Genomic DNA, 16,087 nt, shown 5'->3' with positions numbered 1-16,087 from the left:
CCAGTGTAACCACGGATCCTGGCCATCCGGCTCAGACTTGCCCGGGCCCGGGCACCGAGATCACCTCGCGATGCTGGGGGTGGGAATCTCCAATCCCGGGATCAGCCCGCCCCGGGGCTGTTCGGTCTGCGTGGGGACCGTGGTCTCGAGGGTCGACGAGCTCGAGGGTGGCTCGACCTCCACGGACGACTCGGTGGTCTCGGGTGTGGTCGTCGTAGCGGTTGTTGTCGTCTCCTCGGTGGTCTCCGGAGGCGGCGGTGTGGTGGTGGGGACCTGTTGCTGCCGGCTGGTCGTCGCCTGCGCCTTCTCGTCGTCGAGATTGCTGTAGTACTCCGACCGCTGGCCGTACAGGAGCATGGCGCCGATGAACAGCAACATCAACGCTGCTGTGGTGGTACGAACCCTGCCGCCGAAGAGTGTGCGCGGGATGCGGTGCCACCACGCTGGGCGGTCCTCGGTCTCTGTGGCGGCCGGCGTGGGCGCACCGCCGGCGGGGATGTTCGCCGAGTTCAACGGCTCGTTGTCCGGGTTCTGTTGGTTGTCGGTCATCGGCTTCCCTCCTCGGCTGCGACGGGTGACACGGAATCGGTTTCGATGACGCTGCCCGGGGCCAGCGCTATACCGGCGCGACCGAATGCCCGGACGATGCGCGAGCGGAGGTCGCGGCTCACCTCGAACTGTTTGCCTGGCAGGGTGCGGGCGACGATGCGGACCGTCATGGTGTCCACCTCGATGTCGATCACGCCCATCGCGGTCGGCTCGTCGAGCAGCAGATTGCGGGTGCGCGAGTCGGTGAATGCCTGGTGCCCGATCTGGGCGATGAGGTCGTTCACCTTGCTCATGTCGGCACCGATCGGCAACGGGATGTCGACCACCGACCGCGCCCAGTCCTTCGACAGGTTGATGGCCTTGACGATCTGGCCGTTGGGGATGGTGATCATCTCGCCATCGGCGGATCGCAGTTTGGTGATGCGCAGTGTGACGTCCTCCACCGTCCCCTCGGCGGGTTCGGTTGCGCCGACGATGGCCAGGCTGACCACGTCTCCGAATCCGTACTGCTTCTCGGTGATGATGAAGAATCCGGACAGCAGGTCCTGCACGATGCGCTGCGCACCGAAACCGAGGGCCGCACCGAGCACTGTCGCGGGCGCAACGAATCCGGTGATGGGGACGTTGAACTGCCGCACGATGTTGAAGCCGGCGATGATGTACACGATCGCGATCGCCGCCCAGGCGAGGATCTGCGCCACCGAGTGGCGATGCTTGATCGCCTCCGAGCGCACGAGGGCATCGGATTCGGTGAACTGCGAGTCGATACGCGCGGTGATCCGTCCGACCACCCACTGGATGAATCGGGTCGCGAGCAGGGCGCCGAGCACCCAGAGAACGATGGAGAGTCCCTGTAGGGACAGCCATCGGACGAAGCGGCTGGTGCCGGCCGGGGTTTCCGGCGCTGCGGTCACGAGCGCGACGAGGTCTTGCATCAAATCGGGTTGCTCCTCCGGGTCGTGTGTTGGGATCGAGCCAATACCGTCCGGCGCCTACTCGAAGCACGCGGCCGGTGGACACCGGTTCAGGCGGGTGGTGCGGTCAGGCGTTCTGTGCCATCCGCCAGCGAATACCGGATTCGATGAACCCGTCGATGTCGCCGTCGAGAACCGCGGTGGGGTTGTTCACCTCGAACTCGGTCCGTAGGTCTTTGACCATCTGATAGGGATGCAGCACATATGACCGCATCTGGTTGCCCCAGCTGGATCCGCCGTCTCCCTTGAGGGCGTCCATCTCGGCGCGTTCTTCCTTGCGTTTGCGCTCGAGCAGCTTGGCCTGCAGCACGCGCATGGCGGCTACCTTGTTCTGCAACTGACTCTTCTCGTTCTGACAGGTCACCACGATACCGGTGGGAATGTGTGTCAGACGCACAGCGGAGTCCGTGGTGTTCACCGACTGTCCACCAGGACCCGATGAACGGTAAACGTCAACGCGCAGTTCGGTTTCCGGGATCTCGATGTGGTCTGTGGTTTCCACCACAGGGAGCACCTCGACCTCCGCGAACGACGTCTGCCTGCGACCCTGGTTGTCGAACGGACTGATCCGCACCAACCGGTGGGTGCCCATCTCGATGGACAACGTGCCGTACATGTACGGCCCCTTGACCGCGAAGGTGGCCGACTTGAGTCCGGCTTCTTCGGCGTAGGAGGTGTCGTACACCTCGACCTTGTAGTTGTGCTTCTCCGCCCAGCGGATGTACATGCGCATCAGCATCTCGGCCCAGTCCGCGGCGTCCACGCCACCCGCGCCGGATCGAATGTTGACCAGCGCGTCACGGTGGTCGTATTCACCCGCCAGCATCGTCTTGACCTCCATCGCCTCGATGTCGGCCCGCAGTGCGATGCGCTCGGCGTCGGCGTCGGCCATCGCCTCGGTCTGGGACGCGCCTTCCTCGGATTCGGCCAATTCGTAGAGGAGTGGCACGTCTTCCAGTCGCTGCCTCAGCTCGGAGACGCGCCGCAGCTCACCCTGGGCGTGGGACAGCTCACTGGTCACCTGCTGGGCGTGTTCCTGGTTGTTCCACAGCTCCGGATCGGCGGCCTGGTGTTCGAGTTCGTCGATCCGTCGCCGGAGCTCCTCGAGGTCGAGCACCTTCTCCACTGTGGTGAGGGTCGAGTCGAGGGCGTCGAGGTCTGCTGAAACGTCTGGATGCACGGTCACCCAGGCTACCGGTCCTTCGAGACCATGGCGGCGACCGCCGCAGCGGGACTCTCGAGGATCAGTGCTTACGCAGGTCCGGACCCGACGTGCCCGGACCACCGCCGATCGACCCGGCGATCTGCCAGGTCGATTCGGCCTTACCCGGTTTGTAGGTGACCGGGACCTGGTCGCCGATCTGCGGCCACGCCGACGACATCGGCATCACGAACCGGCCGTAGACATCGGTCGGCGCTGTGTCCGGCCCGGTGATCGTGCCCGAGACAGTGCAGAAGGCCTGGTGGTTCTTGTCACCTTCGATGGGTTTGTCCGCCACCCCGGTCAGCGTGAGGGTGCCGGGCACCCGATCGGTGAACGCGGCGTTGCCCTCGCGAGGGGCAGCGGCGCCACCGGACCGTCCGCGTTGCCACTGGATCAACAGCACCGCGAGCAACCCGGCGAGCATCAGCGTGATGATGATCGAGAACCACATGAAAATCGCACTCCTGGGGTCGGAAGCGGTCGCCGGTCCGGTCGTTCGCGGCACGCCTGTCGGTTGTCATCAGGTTAGCCGGACGACCTGGCGACACTGGCCGGCAAGCAGGTGTCTGTAGTTTTAGCGTCCATGAACTCGCCGACGCAGTCCGACCTCGACGTGGCGCTGACGCTGGCCGACGCCGCCGACGCCATCACCATCGACCGTTTCGGCGCAGTGGATCTGCGCGTCGACTCCAAACCCGATCTGACCCCGGTGTCCGACGCCGACCTCGCCGTCGAGACGACGCTGCGTGAGAGGCTCGCGGACCTGCGTCCCGACGACGCGGTTCTCGGCGAAGAGTTCGGAGGCGAGGCGCAGATCAGCGGTCGCCAGTGGGTGATCGATCCGATCGACGGTACAAAGAATTTCGTGCGCGGGGTGCCGGTGTGGGCCACCCTGGTAGCGCTCCTCGTCGACGGGGTGCCGCAGGTGGGGGTGATCAGCGCGCCCGCTCTCGCGCGCCGGTGGTGGGCTTCGGCGGGCGAGGGTGCATTCGCGCAGCGCCCGGACGGCTCGGCGCGGCCGATCACGGTGTCGCAGGTGACCGAACTCGACGCGGCGAGCCTCGCGTTCTCGAGCCTGTCGGGGTGGCGCGACCGCGGGATCCGGGATCAGTTCATCGCCTTGACCGACTCTGTCTGGCGGGTCCGCGGTTATGGCGACTTCTACAACTACTGCCTCGTGGCCGAGGGTGCGGTCGACATCACCGCGGAGCCGGAGGTGTCTTTGTGGGACCTCGCGCCGCTGGACATCCTGGTGCGTGAGGCGGGCGGGACGTTCACCTCGCTCGACGGAACGGCCGGCCCCCACGGCGGGAGTGCGATCGCCACGAACGGCGCCTTGCATACGGCCGTTCTCTCCTCGCTACGGCAGGGCGACGGCGCATACTGACACCATGCAGATCACACACTTCGGGCACTCCTGCATCCTGGTCGAACACGACGGCACCACAATCCTTTTCGATCCCGGCAACTTCTCGCACGGGTTCACCGGGCTCACCGGGCTCGACGCCATCCTGATCACGCACCAGCACCCCGATCACGTTGATGTCGCGGCGTTGCCCGATCTGGTCGCCGGTAATCCGGACGCGGTGCTGTACGCGGATCCGCAGACAACCCGTCAACTGAACGACGACGACGTCGCAGGCTCGTGGACCGCAGCCCACCCGGGCGACGAGTTCGCCGTCGGCGGCCTCACGGCCCGCATCACCGGTGGCACCCACGCGGTGATCCACCCCGACATCCCCACCATCGACAACGTGGCCTACCTGTTGGGCGACGATGCCGGTCGGGCACAACTGATGCACCCCGGGGACTCGCTGTTCGTGCCGGACGTGGAGGTGGACGTGCTGGCCATGCCGACCATGGCGCCGTGGATGAAGATCAGCGAGGCGATCGACTATCTGCGTGCAGTCTCGCCGAGGGTGGCCTTCCCCATCCACCAAGGCCTACTCGGCGATGCAGGCCTCAAGATGCACTACAGCCGGTTGTCCGAGATGAGTGATCCCGCAACCGACTTCATTGTCCTGCCCGGAGAGGACGCGCTCGACCTGATGTGACGACTTCAGCCGATCACGAGACGTCGGGGAACAGACCACCACCGACAACCTGGTCGACGACGCGCGTGATTCCGTATGCGATCCACAGGGCGATCACCGCCCAGAGAACGGGATGCCTGACGGCTCGCGCGAGACCGGCCACCGATCGTCGCCGCGCCAGCAATACGCCGGCGAGCGCAACGAACACCATGGTCGCGGCAAGGCTGATCGGGCCGAAGAAGTTGTAGGCGAAGGCATCAGAGAACTGGCCGTGGGCGGCAGCCGTCCAGCTGCGGGTGAGCCCGCAACCGGGGCAAGGCAGCCCGGTGACCAGTCGTACCGGGCACAGCGTGGGCCCCGATGTGCTGAGAGCTGGGCTGATGAGGAACGCTGCGGCGACCGCACCCAGACCGAGACCGGCGGCAATCCGAACATTTCGTTCGGACTGCCGCCGGTCTGCGGTTGGCGGGGCCGCCACGTCAAGCCATCACTTCAGGGGGACACCGTTGGAGTCGGGGAGCTTGCGCATCGCGATCAAGACTATGTCGATGAGTGTCCAGATACCGAGGCCACCACAGGTGAGCAGCTTGGCGATACCGAGGCCGGTGTATCCGAGGTAGAAGCGGTCGATGCCGAGACCGCCGACGAATACGGAGATCAGCAGGGCTGTGAGCCATTCCTTGTCCGAGAACAGGCCGGGCACCTGAGAAACCGGGAACCAGTTGCTCGACTGGGTGCGCACCTGCGTCTCCGGCTTGACCTGTCCGGAGCGGACAAGCCCGGCGAGGTCCTGGTACCCCATCGGGCCCTGCTCCTGGCCGAAGATCGAAGCGTAGAAGGTGTCGTTGTACGGGCCGCCCTGCGGCTGGGGTGGCGGTGCCGGATACCCGGGAGGAGGTTGTGTCATGAGGAGCAGGATATGGCACGGCACCGGGCTTCGGCTGGTCCTGGACCATTTTCTGAACATTTGAATGACGGCCGGAGAAAATCCCGCGTGAGCTGCGCAAACAATAGTACGCATTGCTAATCGGTTGGTAGTCGCACCCATCTGCGACCGGCGGCCCGAACGGGCGCGTGACAACCGACCTTACTGAGTAGTAAGGTCCGTGCTGTCCGCTTTCTTACCGACCGGTAAGATCGGTGAGACGCGGTCGTCCGACCGAAACCTCACGCCCAACACGTAGAAGACAAGCTGGTGAGAATGAGCACTCATACCGAGCCCCGCGATACCTCCGCTGTGGGCAAGAACCCCCACCGCCGTAGCGCCATCGGAGCAGCGATGCGAGTCCTGACCACGGTGACCGGCTCCGACTTCGCCGACAAGTACAAGATTCGCGAGCCGCTGAACCGTATCGCGTACGAGGGAACCAAGACCGGCTTCAAGACGATCGGCGCCGCAACCCGCGCTTTCTCCCGCGCCCAGGGTGGCGACAAGGCTAAGCGTCTGTCCACCACCCCCAAGGACTACTTCAACCTGTTCCCCGACGACGAACAGAAGATGATCGCGGACACCGTCAAGGAGTTCGCGGGCGAGATCTTGCGCCCGGCCGCCCACGACGCCGACGCCGCAGCCGCAGCCCCACCCGAGATCCTCGCTCGCAGTGCCGAACTCGGCATCACGATGATCAATGTGCCCGAAGAGTTCGAGGGCGCCGCCACCGAGCGTGGCGTGGTCACCAACTCGCTCGTCGCCGAAGCGATGGCTTACGGCGACATGGGCTTGGCACTGCCGCTGCTGGCACCCAGCGGTGTCGCCACCACGCTCACCCAGTTCGGCAGCGACGCGCAGCAGAAGACCTACCTGCCGGACTTCGCGGGCGAGAACGTGCCCCAGGCCGCCGTCGTCATCGCCGAGCCACGCCCGCTGTTCGACGCAATGTCGCTGCAGACCAAGGCAACCCGGGTACCCAGCGGCTACCGCCTCAACGGCGTCAAGTCGTTTGTGCCTGCTGCGGCGTCTTCGGAACTGTTCATCATCGGCGCACAGCTCGATGGCCGCCCCGCCCTGTTTATCGTCGAGTCGAATTCCAAAGGCCTTGTCGTCGAGGCAGATCCAGGCATGGGTGTGCGCGCCGCCGGTATCGGTCGGTTGTTGCTCACCGACGTGACCGTGCCCGCCACCGCATTGCTCGGTGAAGAAGAAGGCGACAGCGCTTTCACCGACTACCGCGACGTGGTCCGGCTCGCTCGGCTCGGTTGGTCCTCGCTGGCAGTCGGTACCGCCCATGCCGTCCTCGACTACGTCATCCCGTATGTGAACGAGCGCGAGGCGTTCGGGGAGCCGATCTCCAACCGTCAGGCCGTCGCATTCCTGGTCGCGAACATGGCGACCGAGCTCGATTCGATCCGCCTTGTCACTCTGCGTGGAGCTGCCCGCGCCGAGCAGGGACTGTCTTTCGCCCGCGAAGCGGCGCTGGCCCGCAAGCTCACCGCCGACAAGGGTATGCAAATCGGTTCGGACGGAGTGCAATTGCTCGGCGGACACGGCTTCACCAAGGAACATCCGGTCGAGCGCTGGTTCCGCGATCTGCGCGGTGCGGCCATCGGCGAGGGCATCGTCGTCATCTGACGACCGCTCCCCCATCCGACCCGACACTCTTGCACAGAAAGACATCAAGCCATGGCAATCAATCTCGAACTTCCCCGGAAGCTGCATCAGACGGTCGACCAGGCCCATCAGGCTGCCGCACAGATCTTCCGGCCCATCTCTCGTAAGTACGACCTCCGCGAACACGACTACCCGGTCGAGCTCGACACCCTGGCGAGTCTGTACGACGGACTCAATGAAGCCGGAGCCGCCGGAGCCGGCGCCGACGGCGGACGTAGCCAGCAGAAGAACAAGAAAGAACTGCCCGCAGGCGCAGTCGTCAACGGCGGCAACATGCAGTCAGTGCTCAACACGATGGAAACCTCGTGGGGCGACCTCGGTCTGATGCTGTCGATCCCCTATCAGGGGTTGGGCAACGCCGCCATCGCGGCCGTCGCCTCCGAAGAGCAGCTGAAGAAGTTCGGCAAGGTCTGGGCGTCGATGGCCATCACCGAACCCAGCTTCGGCTCCGACTCTGCCGCGGTCTCGACCACCGCGACCCGGGACGGCGACGACTACATCATCAACGGCGAAAAGATCTATGTTACAGCCGGATCCCGCGCCGACCACATCGTCGTCTGGGCCACAGTGGACAAGAGCGCCGGCCGTGCGGCGATCAAGAGCTTCGTCGTCCCCCGTGAACACGAAGGTGTGACGATCGAGCGTCTCGAACACAAGCTCGGAATCAAGGCTTCCGACACTGCCGCGATCCGTTTCGAGAACTGCCGCGTCCCGGCCGAAAACCTCTTGGGTTCACCGGAAGTCGACACCAAAAAGGGTTTCGGCGGGGTCATGCAGACCTTCGACAACACCCGCCCGATGGTCGCGGGAATGGCGGTCGGTGTGACGCGGGCGGCGCTCGAGGAGCTCCGAACGCTGCTCGAAGAAGCAGGCGTGGACATCGATTACGACAAGCCGGCCAACAATCAGCACGCCGCTGCAGCAGAGTTCATCCGCATGGAATCGGATTTCGAAGCCGCATACCTGCATTCACTGCGGGCAGCGTGGATGGCCGACAACAAGGAGCCGAACTCCAAAGAGGCTTCGATGTCGAAGGCGAAGGCTGGGCGTACCGTCACCGACGTGACCACCAAGGCCGTGGAACTCGCGGGCAGCCTTGGCTATTCGGAACGCTCCCTTTTGGAGAAATGGGCCCGCGATTCGAAGATCCTCGATATCTTCGAGGGAACCCAGCAGATCCAGAATCTGATCATCGCACGTCGAGTTCTCGGGAAGACGAGCGCAGAGCTCAAGTGATCTGATGGACGAAGGACCCCGTCCGCATCGAGGGGTACGGACGGGGTTTTTTGTTGCCTCGGGCAAGGTTTGAGGCATGATCCGCCCGCCCAGAGCATGTGCCACATCACATTTGACCCGTGTCGACGATCACATTTTCTCGGTTGCATCCCCGGCCTGTAACGCCTCGAGAACACCGATCTGACCAGCATTGACGACGAAACATCAAGTGCCCGAAGCGCACGTCCGTACCCACCACCCCGATGTGACGTCAACGCTTCGAGTACGTAACGTCGCTGAACGTGTCGTAGAAGACGGCAACACGGAAGTCCTGGATACAACGATCCCGCTCGCCTGATGTTCTGGGCAAGCGGCAGAGGAGGAACCATGACCAACATGCGCAAGCTTGCCGCCCGCACGGCGATCGCCGGAGCCCTGACGCTCGCACCCATGGGTGCGTTCGCAGCAACTGCCTCGGCCGAGGGTGCCCACAACTGGGACGCCGTCGCACAATGCGAGAGCGGCGGGAACTGGGCCATCAACACCGGTAACGGCTACTACGGCGGACTGCAGTTCAGCCAGTCGACCTGGGAGGCCAATGGCGGTGTCGGCGTTGCGTCGGACGCAAGCCGAGAGGAACAGATTCGAGTGGCCGAGAACGTGCTCGCCTCGCAGGGCGTCGGCGCTTGGCCCGTCTGCGGGCAGTATCTCTACAGCTGACGCCCGCTAGAAACCTTCTCGCCCGGACCGCACTCGCGGTCCGGGCGAGATGCATGTGGAGGCCCTCATTTCGAGGTAGCGCACGTTGACACGAAATGACTCTGCGGTTAGCGTCGGAATCGATGAAAACGACGCGAAACTACGTCATGCGTTCGCGTGCCGAGTCCGCCGGTCTGACCCGGCGGCGGGCACTGGAGGCCACCGTCGCACTCGCCGGTGAGAAGCCGTTCGCAACGATTGTGCTCCCTGAGGTCGCCGCTCGCGCCGGCGTGAGTGTGCAGACCGTCCTGCGCCAATTCGGTAGCCGTGATGGTCTGCTGGATGCCGCCACCGAGTTCGTCGCCGAACAACTCCGATCACATCGATCCAGTCCCCCGGGCGACGTCCGGGCCGCTCTGGAGGTGCTGTTCGACCACTTCGACGACCACGGCGACGCGGTCATCATGCTCCTGGGTCAGGAGGGGTGGGACCGCCGCGCCGCCCAGCTCACCGAGTCCGAACGTCAGGCCCACCGCGCGTGGGTGAGTACCGTCTTCGCCCCACAGCTGGCCGACCGGTCGGTTGCGGCACGAACCGAGCTCATCGACATGCTGGTGGTGGCGACCGATGTGTACACCTGGAAGCTGCTGTGCCGCGACCGCACGTTGTCGAGGAGCACAGCGCAGCGCCGGGTATCTCGAATGGTGTCGGCGATACTCGCGGCTGCATAAGCTCAGGCCGTGCCGACGCCGACGCAGCCCGCCCGCATTCTGTTCGTGACCTTCGACGCGGGAGGGAACTTCCCGCCGGTCATCACGCTCGGGCGGGAATTCGCCCGGCGAGGACACCACGTGACCGTTCTCGGCCACGCACAGCAGCGGCGCAAGGTCGAGGCCGCCGGGTTCGAGTTCACCGCATACTCGAACGCGCCGTCGTGGTCGTCCAGCAGACACAAGAGCACCGCGTCCACGTTGTGGGGCTACCTCGCGCTCTTCACCACCCGGACTCTGGTCGATGACGCCGTCGCCGCCTCACGTGAGGCCGACCTGGTGGTTGTCGATTGCATGCTGTTGCCGGTGATGTCCACGCTGAACGCTCTGCCACAGCCGACCATCGCCCTGTTCCACGCCTACTACGCCTACCTCGACGGGCCGTGGCGCCGCGGACCCATCGGAGTGGTCGCCCGCCTGCGCGGCTTGAGTTCACGTCAAATCTGGGGTTCCACAGATCTGCAGGTGGTGGTCTCCGACCAGGCACTCGATCCTGCCGGACGCCACCACCGCGCAGCAGGCAACATCTTCTGGGCCGGGCCCGCCGAACCGGCCGCCAGACCCCTCACCCCGCGGACTCCCCCAACGGTGTTGGCCAGCTTGAGCACCACCTACTTCCCGGCCCAGCAACAGACCATGCAGAACATCCTCGACGCTGCTGCCACCCTGCCCATCCAGCTGATCGCCACCACCGGACCTGCCATCGACCCGTCCCGCTTGCGGGTGCCCGCCAACGCCGAGCTCCATGAGTACGTCCCGCATGCCGACGTCCTGCCGGATTGCGTCGCGGTCATCGGTCACGGCGGGCACTCGACAACATTCCAGGCCCTCGCCCACGGACTCCCACTCATTGTGATGCCGATGCACCCACTGTTGGACCAGCCGATGGTGGGTCGATCCGTGGCCAGAGCGGGTGCAGGCATCGTTCTGCGGAAAAAGGCGTCGGCCGCTCGCATCGCCTCGGCGTTGTCGCGCATCCTCGACGAGCCCGGCTATTCCACATCGGCGCAGGCGATCGGTGACCGCCTTGCCACCGGCGACGGCACAACACGAGCGGTAGATCGAATGCTTGCCGAACTGCCGTGACTGCCGCCGTTCGGGTTACCGTGCGTCGCAGACAATTCGGGTCCCGAGTCACTCACCCGGCTCGGTCGATCCCGGCGCCTCCTTGTCACTCCCCTCGCTCTGCTCAGGGTCCGGAGACACCGCCGGCAACGACGCCGACGGTGAGGTAGACGACGGTGAGGTGGGTGGCGGGGGCGGGGCCTCGGACGGCGACGCCGACAGGATCGGAAGCGAGATCAGCCATCCAGCCGTGCCATTCGGTTGCCACAGCACGGGCGCAACAGGATCAGGGACCTCGAAGATCACCCAGCCTGCGGAGGTGCGGCCCGGAGTCAAAGAGGAAAGCGTTTGCCCGAGAGATCCACACGGTTGACCCCAGCTCGAAATCGGCGCGCCAGAACCGTTGACCTGACTGAACTGAGATGACTCCACACCATCCAGCGCGTACTCACCGGTGTGCGTGGACGGGGTCACCGTCATCCGCACCGCCACGGTCACCGCGGGAGAAGTGTTGCAGCTCTGATCGATCAGCACCTCGTCGATCCGCGCTGCGCCCAAGTCAGCACCATCCGTGCCGACAAGGGCGAACTCTTCCCCGGGTGAGGTTGTGCTGGGTCCGTCCGGCACCGTCAGCGGTGGTGACGGTTCTGCGGTGTCGGCCGCACCTTCCGGCGGCGGTCTCACCGGCATGGCCTCGGCCGTGTCGGATGTGGTTGTGGTCGAACCTGTTTCGTCAGGTGAGGGCGTGCTGGTCGGCGTACCGGTCGGGCTCGAATCAGCAGTAGAAGTGGCGGGGTCAGTACCACCGCACTCGGCGGTTCCGTCATCCACTGGCGCGTCGTTGTCAGCGTCCACAGCGGGCGGGGCGGGCGTGGTGGTCGGGGTACTCGTCTTCGTCACCCTGGTCGTCGTTGTATCGGGAACAGCCACCTCCTCGCCCCCGTCTTGGGCAACGGCCGGACACGTGGCCTGCGCGGCCTGGCGCGCACTCAGCGCCGACGGGGCGCTCAGCGGCGGGGGCTGACCTGCGGTGCCGCATTCGGCGCGGGCGAGGACAACGTTGCGCAGATTCACCTCAGGCGTCGACAGAAAGACGTACGGCTGGGTCCACGTCATGATCAGCTCCGACCGGATGGAGGTCGCAGTCTGATCGACTTTCCACACGATCGAGAGCTGACGCGCCGGTCCCTCGCCCGAGCTGGTCTGCCCGGGCTGAGTGGGAACGGCTACGGATTCCCAGACCACCGCCGAGTGCCGAAACCTCACTGCCCCTGTGGGGCTGGGCGCAAGCAGCTGTCCTGGACGACACGACACCGACACCTTCACCGGGTTGACCACCCCTAGAAGATCACCGAGAGCAGCGCCGAAGTAGGTGAGGTACAGACTCGATGTTGTTGTGGCTGCGCTCGACGTGGCGTCAGCAGGCGCGGGCGCGCACTGTGCCCCGGCAGCGTGGCGCACACATTGCGAGGAGGTCAGACTGAAGTCCACACTGCCCGGCCAACCCCCGTAGGTCGGGGTTTGTGGGGACGTATAGCTCGACCTCGTGGGAGCCGCCATGGATTGTTCGCCACCGGCAAACGTGGTCACCGTGCCCAGCCATCCACGGTCGGGGCGCTCGATGGTGCCGGCTCCCGCTGATGCCCGTGCCCACCCTGTGGGGACGTATGCCGGGTCGACACCGAATGTGCTTGCCCCCCAAACCTTGTCTCCCCAGGCGGCCAGGGTCCGATCGGCGAACGCCCCGGTCAACGCGGATGCGCCAACGACCGCCAGGATTGCCAGTGCCGCCACCCCGATGAGACGCCGGCGGTGCCGCTGCCCAGCGTCTCTGTTGCCGAGCGCCTTGCTGTGATGGCCACCCACTGTTCAGGCCTCGATCCGAGAATGGGCGCCTGCACCACGTTCGGGCACTGCTATTCGGCCGTCGGGAACGCCGTCATCGGGATCGACGTCGTCCTCGCTCTGTCGGGGCCAGAAGGCCCAGAGCACCAGCAACGCAGCGCCAATTGTGATCGCCAGTAGGACAAACGGATTCGACAGCCAGATGACACCCTTGGCAAGACCCGGTACCGACCACAGGACCTTGCGTACCTCCTTGACCTGATAGCCACCCGGGTCGTCGAATGAATTGGCATCACCACGCATTTCGAGCATCGTTGTGCCGTCGGCGCCCGGCGAGGTCTTGATCACCCGGTGCGTGATCGGCAACTGACCAGGTCGTTTGACGGTGACCACGTCGCCCACGTCCACAGACGCCGCCGGCACCGTCTGCACGACGGCCAGCGACCCCGCCGGGATGGATGGGGCCATCGACCCGGTCTTGAACATGATGAGCGAGACGTTGAACACCACGGCCAAGACAACCATCACGATGCACGCAAGCCCGCCCACCGCGAGCAGGTTCATGATCACACTGCTGACGACCGACAGCGCGGATCGCCGTCTCGGGGCTGAGGGATGCTCGGCGTGGGCGACCGGATCAGCATGAAACATCAATGACTCCTATAGATTTCCGGACTTCACGACGCGAAAGCGCAAGAGACCAGGGCTACCGGGCCGCCGGGGCTCTGCCATGAACCACTGGCCCGGCGGCCGGCAGATGCCTACGGTTCGACGCTGGTTGCCTTGAACTCCCAGAGAACCTGCCCTGTTGTCGACGTATCGAGCAGCGCCGCGTCGGCCGGCAGCGTCACAGTGAAACAGAAGTGCCGCGGGGTCATGTCGCCGTTGAGGATGATCGGGGTGCTTCCGCCGGCCGTCGCCACGCTTCCACCTGCCGGCCAGCCTGCGGGCGTGGTACCCGCTACGCTGCAGCTGGCGGCCTCGGTGACGGTGAGTTCGAGTTCGCCGGCCAACGCGGACGTGTTGCCCGACGGAGCGAGGGTCACCGATGCATTCAATGCCGATGTCGCCGGCCCGACCCGCAGCGACACCGGGGCTTTGACCGATTCACCGGGCGTGAGGCTCGTGGCATCGGCCAGCGGAAATGTAAAGGTGCCGGCCGTCGGTCCCGTTGCGAACTCACCCCAGCTGGTGCCACCGTTGAAACTGCCCTGAACGTTCCACTTGTCGGTGGCGAACTCGCTCTGGCCCCAGACAGAATCACTCCAGGCCGCAAGTGTCACCGCCGCTCCCACGCCGAGCACCAAACCCGCCGCAAGAATCGCTCGGATCTTGCGGCGATTACGTTTTGTGACCGTCAAACTCATAATTGAACCTCGCCTACACAAAAGGGCCAGCCAGTCCGACCCGCTTGCCCCGAGTATGAAAGTAAGTAGTCAAAAAGTTTCGCGAAATGCGATTTTTATCTTCGATTTTCAAAAGCAGTGAGCGCATTTCTTCCGCGTCATTACTCGAACACATCAATCGGAAAGTGTGCGAGTCCATTAAAAGGCATGGCGTCAATTAGGCCAGTGCAGCTGTGGCTGACATGCAGTTATCGGAGCGCCGGCGAAGTCAGACGCCCATCTCAGACAAACAATGGGCGGACTTGGACCACTAACGCTCAGGCCGAGGCATAAAGGCGGCGACCGTTCGCCCGAAGGTTCAGCGCAACAAGGTTCAGCGGCAATTTCTGAACGTGACGATCATATCGACCGGTCTACGAATTAGCCGACACTGCTGATCGACATTGATCGAATAGTCATTTGTGTCGATCCCATCCCCAGCGGTGGCGATCAGCGCTCGAGATCGGCGTAGGCCGTCTCGGCGTGCTCGGAGAAGTCGACCCCTTCTCGTTCATCTTTCGCCGACACCCTGAACCCTATGGTCCAATCGATGACCTTTCCGATTCCGAACGAGACTGCGAATGTGTATACGGCCACTGCCAGAATGGCGACCACTTGTTTACCCAGCAGCGCCAATCCGCCGCCATAAAAAAGTCCTTCGACATCGGACGTCATCATCGAGGTCGCGAAGAGCCCGATGAGGAAGGTGCCGACCACACCACCGGTGAAGTGCACGCCAACGACATCCAGTGAATCGTCATAGCCGAACTTGAACTTCCACAACACCACGTAGGCACACACGATTCCGGCTGCGAGGCCGACAACGGCCGCGCCGAGGGGACCCACCGATCCGCACGAGGGCGTGATCGCCACCAGGCCGGCGACAATGCCCGACGCGGCGCCAAAACTGGTCGGGTGCCCATCACGATTGGTCTCGACCACAAGCCAGCCGACCATTCCCAGGCCGCCCGCGATCAAGGTGTTGAGCAGGACGGTTGCGGCCATGCCGTCGGCCGCGAGCGCGGAGCCGGCATTGAAGCCGAACCATCCGAACCACAACAGTCCCGCGCCGAGCAGCACGAAGGGCAGATTGTGCGGGCGCATGGTGTCGTGGCGGAATCCCAGGCACGGCCCCAAGACGAGGGCAAGTGCTAGCGCCGAGGCACCCGAGGTCACCTCCACCACCAGACCGCCCGCGAAGTCGAGCGCCCCGAGCTCGGCGATCCAGCCGCCGGGACCCCAGACCCAGTGCGCCACAGGCGCATAGACCAGTAGTGTCCAGATCGGTACGAATACGATCCAGGCGACGAAGCGGGCACGGTCGGCGATGGCCCCACTGATCAGTGCCGCGGTGATCACGGCGAACGTCAGCTGAAACGTCACGAACAACAAGGTCGGGATGGACCCGTGCAACGACTCCGGACCGATCCCGGCCAGCCCGAACGACTCCACGCCACCGATGAGGCCGAACCCCGCGTCGTCGGAGAACGCCAGGCTGTAGCCGGCGACCAGCCACGCGACTGCGACCAACGGGATCGCGATGAAGCTCATCATCATCATGTTCAGCACGCTGAAGCTGCGCACCATGCCGCCGTAGAACAGCGCCAGCGCCGGAGTCATCAGAAGAACCATCGCGGTCGAGACAAGTACTAGCGCAGTGGCTGCACCATCGAGCTCGGGCACAGGAGCCCTCCGTGTTCTGTGAAGAGGTGAGTGGTTGTGCTCGAAGGACAATAACCG

General features: G+C 64.6%; 17 protein-coding genes. 7 read left to right on the top strand and 10 right to left on the bottom strand.

Annotated features, from left to right (window positions below):
• Window positions 1-60: 60 nt before the first annotated feature.
• The 4 genes from ACVWY6_RS04135 to ACVWY6_RS04120 all read right to left on the bottom strand — a co-directional run bounded on the left by ACVWY6_RS04135 (window position 61) and on the right by ACVWY6_RS04120 (window position 3,178).
• Complete coding sequence (locus tag ACVWY6_RS04135; RefSeq protein WP_457536299.1) at window positions 61-549, bottom strand: hypothetical protein; 489 nt, start codon at window positions 547-549, stop codon at window positions 61-63.
• Complete coding sequence (locus ACVWY6_RS04130) at window positions 546-1,484, bottom strand: mechanosensitive ion channel family protein (RefSeq protein ID WP_023963119.1); 939 nt, start codon at window positions 1,482-1,484, stop codon at window positions 546-548. Before ACVWY6_RS04130 ends, ACVWY6_RS04135 begins: the two co-directional genes overlap by 4 nt.
• Before the next feature lie 106 nt (window positions 1,485-1,590).
• Entirely contained in the window at window positions 1,591-2,703 is a 1,113-nt protein-coding gene (gene prfB, locus ACVWY6_RS04125) for a peptide chain release factor 2 (RefSeq protein WP_062799180.1), read from the bottom strand.
• A 64-nt stretch (window positions 2,704-2,767) separates the two neighbouring features.
• Window positions 2,768-3,178, bottom strand: coding sequence for a hypothetical protein (locus tag ACVWY6_RS04120; RefSeq protein ID WP_030164381.1), 411 nt, complete (start codon window positions 3,176-3,178; stop codon window positions 2,768-2,770).
• 132 nt (window positions 3,179-3,310) lie between these two features.
• Between ACVWY6_RS04120 and hisN the strand changes: the two genes are divergently transcribed.
• Both hisN and ACVWY6_RS04110 read left to right on the top strand, forming a co-directional pair.
• Window positions 3,311-4,114, top strand: a complete 804-nt coding sequence (gene hisN, locus ACVWY6_RS04115) for a histidinol-phosphatase (protein WP_457536298.1) — start codon at window positions 3,311-3,313, stop codon at window positions 4,112-4,114.
• A gap of 4 nt (window positions 4,115-4,118) precedes the next feature.
• Window positions 4,119-4,781 carry an MBL fold metallo-hydrolase gene (locus ACVWY6_RS04110; RefSeq protein ID WP_457536296.1) on the top strand — a complete coding sequence of 221 codons (663 nt, stop codon included), beginning with the start codon at window positions 4,119-4,121 and terminating at the stop codon, window positions 4,779-4,781.
• Window positions 4,782-4,794: 13 nt separating this feature from the next.
• On the opposite strand, the gene ACVWY6_RS04105 is transcribed toward ACVWY6_RS04110, so the two are convergent.
• Complete coding sequence (locus ACVWY6_RS04105; RefSeq protein WP_457536294.1) at window positions 4,795-5,238, bottom strand: DUF2752 domain-containing protein; 444 nt, start codon at window positions 5,236-5,238, stop codon at window positions 4,795-4,797.
• Between the two features lie 9 nt (window positions 5,239-5,247).
• Window positions 5,248-5,667: an NINE protein gene (locus ACVWY6_RS04100; RefSeq protein ID WP_030164392.1), complete on the bottom strand. Its 420-nt coding sequence runs from the start codon at window positions 5,665-5,667 to the stop codon at window positions 5,248-5,250.
• 294 nt (window positions 5,668-5,961) lie between these two features.
• On the opposite strand from ACVWY6_RS04100, the gene ACVWY6_RS04095 reads away from it, so the two are divergent.
• The 5 genes from ACVWY6_RS04095 (at window position 5,962) to ACVWY6_RS04075 (ending at window position 11,138) form a co-directional block, all read left to right on the top strand.
• The gene (locus ACVWY6_RS04095; protein WP_457536292.1) at window positions 5,962-7,329 is read left to right on the top strand and encodes an acyl-CoA dehydrogenase family protein; all 1,368 of its coding nucleotides are present in this window, start codon (window positions 5,962-5,964) and stop codon (window positions 7,327-7,329) included.
• 51 nt (window positions 7,330-7,380) lie between these two features.
• Window positions 7,381-8,604, top strand: a complete 1,224-nt coding sequence (locus ACVWY6_RS04090; protein ID WP_023963103.1) for an acyl-CoA dehydrogenase family protein — start codon at window positions 7,381-7,383, stop codon at window positions 8,602-8,604.
• A gap of 366 nt (window positions 8,605-8,970) precedes the next feature.
• Window positions 8,971-9,303 carry a transglycosylase family protein gene (locus ACVWY6_RS04085; protein WP_062798752.1) on the top strand — a complete coding sequence of 111 codons (333 nt, stop codon included), beginning with the start codon at window positions 8,971-8,973 and terminating at the stop codon, window positions 9,301-9,303.
• 122 nt (window positions 9,304-9,425) lie between these two features.
• Window positions 9,426-10,013 (top strand): TetR/AcrR family transcriptional regulator, encoded by a 588-nt coding sequence (locus ACVWY6_RS04080; RefSeq protein WP_158599257.1) that lies wholly within the window; start codon window positions 9,426-9,428, stop codon window positions 10,011-10,013.
• A 9-nt stretch (window positions 10,014-10,022) separates the two neighbouring features.
• Complete coding sequence (locus ACVWY6_RS04075) at window positions 10,023-11,138, top strand: glycosyltransferase (protein WP_457536290.1); 1,116 nt, start codon at window positions 10,023-10,025, stop codon at window positions 11,136-11,138.
• Window positions 11,139-11,186: 48 nt separating this feature from the next.
• Here ACVWY6_RS04075 and ACVWY6_RS04070 read toward each other — a convergent pair whose 3' ends face one another.
• The 4 genes from ACVWY6_RS04070 to ACVWY6_RS04055 all read right to left on the bottom strand — a co-directional run bounded on the left by ACVWY6_RS04070 (window position 11,187) and on the right by ACVWY6_RS04055 (window position 16,030).
• Window positions 11,187-12,983 (bottom strand): hypothetical protein, encoded by a 1,797-nt coding sequence (locus ACVWY6_RS04070; protein WP_457536288.1) that lies wholly within the window; start codon window positions 12,981-12,983, stop codon window positions 11,187-11,189.
• A 3-nt stretch (window positions 12,984-12,986) separates the two neighbouring features.
• Window positions 12,987-13,613, bottom strand: coding sequence for a signal peptidase I (locus ACVWY6_RS04065; protein WP_023955730.1), 627 nt, complete (start codon window positions 13,611-13,613; stop codon window positions 12,987-12,989).
• A 110-nt stretch (window positions 13,614-13,723) separates the two neighbouring features.
• Window positions 13,724-14,329, bottom strand: a complete 606-nt coding sequence (locus tag ACVWY6_RS04060) for a SipW-dependent-type signal peptide-containing protein (RefSeq protein WP_457536286.1) — start codon at window positions 14,327-14,329, stop codon at window positions 13,724-13,726.
• 468 nt (window positions 14,330-14,797) lie between these two features.
• Complete coding sequence (locus ACVWY6_RS04055) at window positions 14,798-16,030, bottom strand: ammonium transporter (protein WP_457536284.1); 1,233 nt, start codon at window positions 16,028-16,030, stop codon at window positions 14,798-14,800.
• Between the last annotated feature and the right edge of the window lie 57 nt (window positions 16,031-16,087).

The sequence above is a fragment of the Williamsia sp. R60 genome (assembly GCF_054063855.1).
This window is presented reverse-complemented; position numbering and strand designations above follow the sequence as displayed.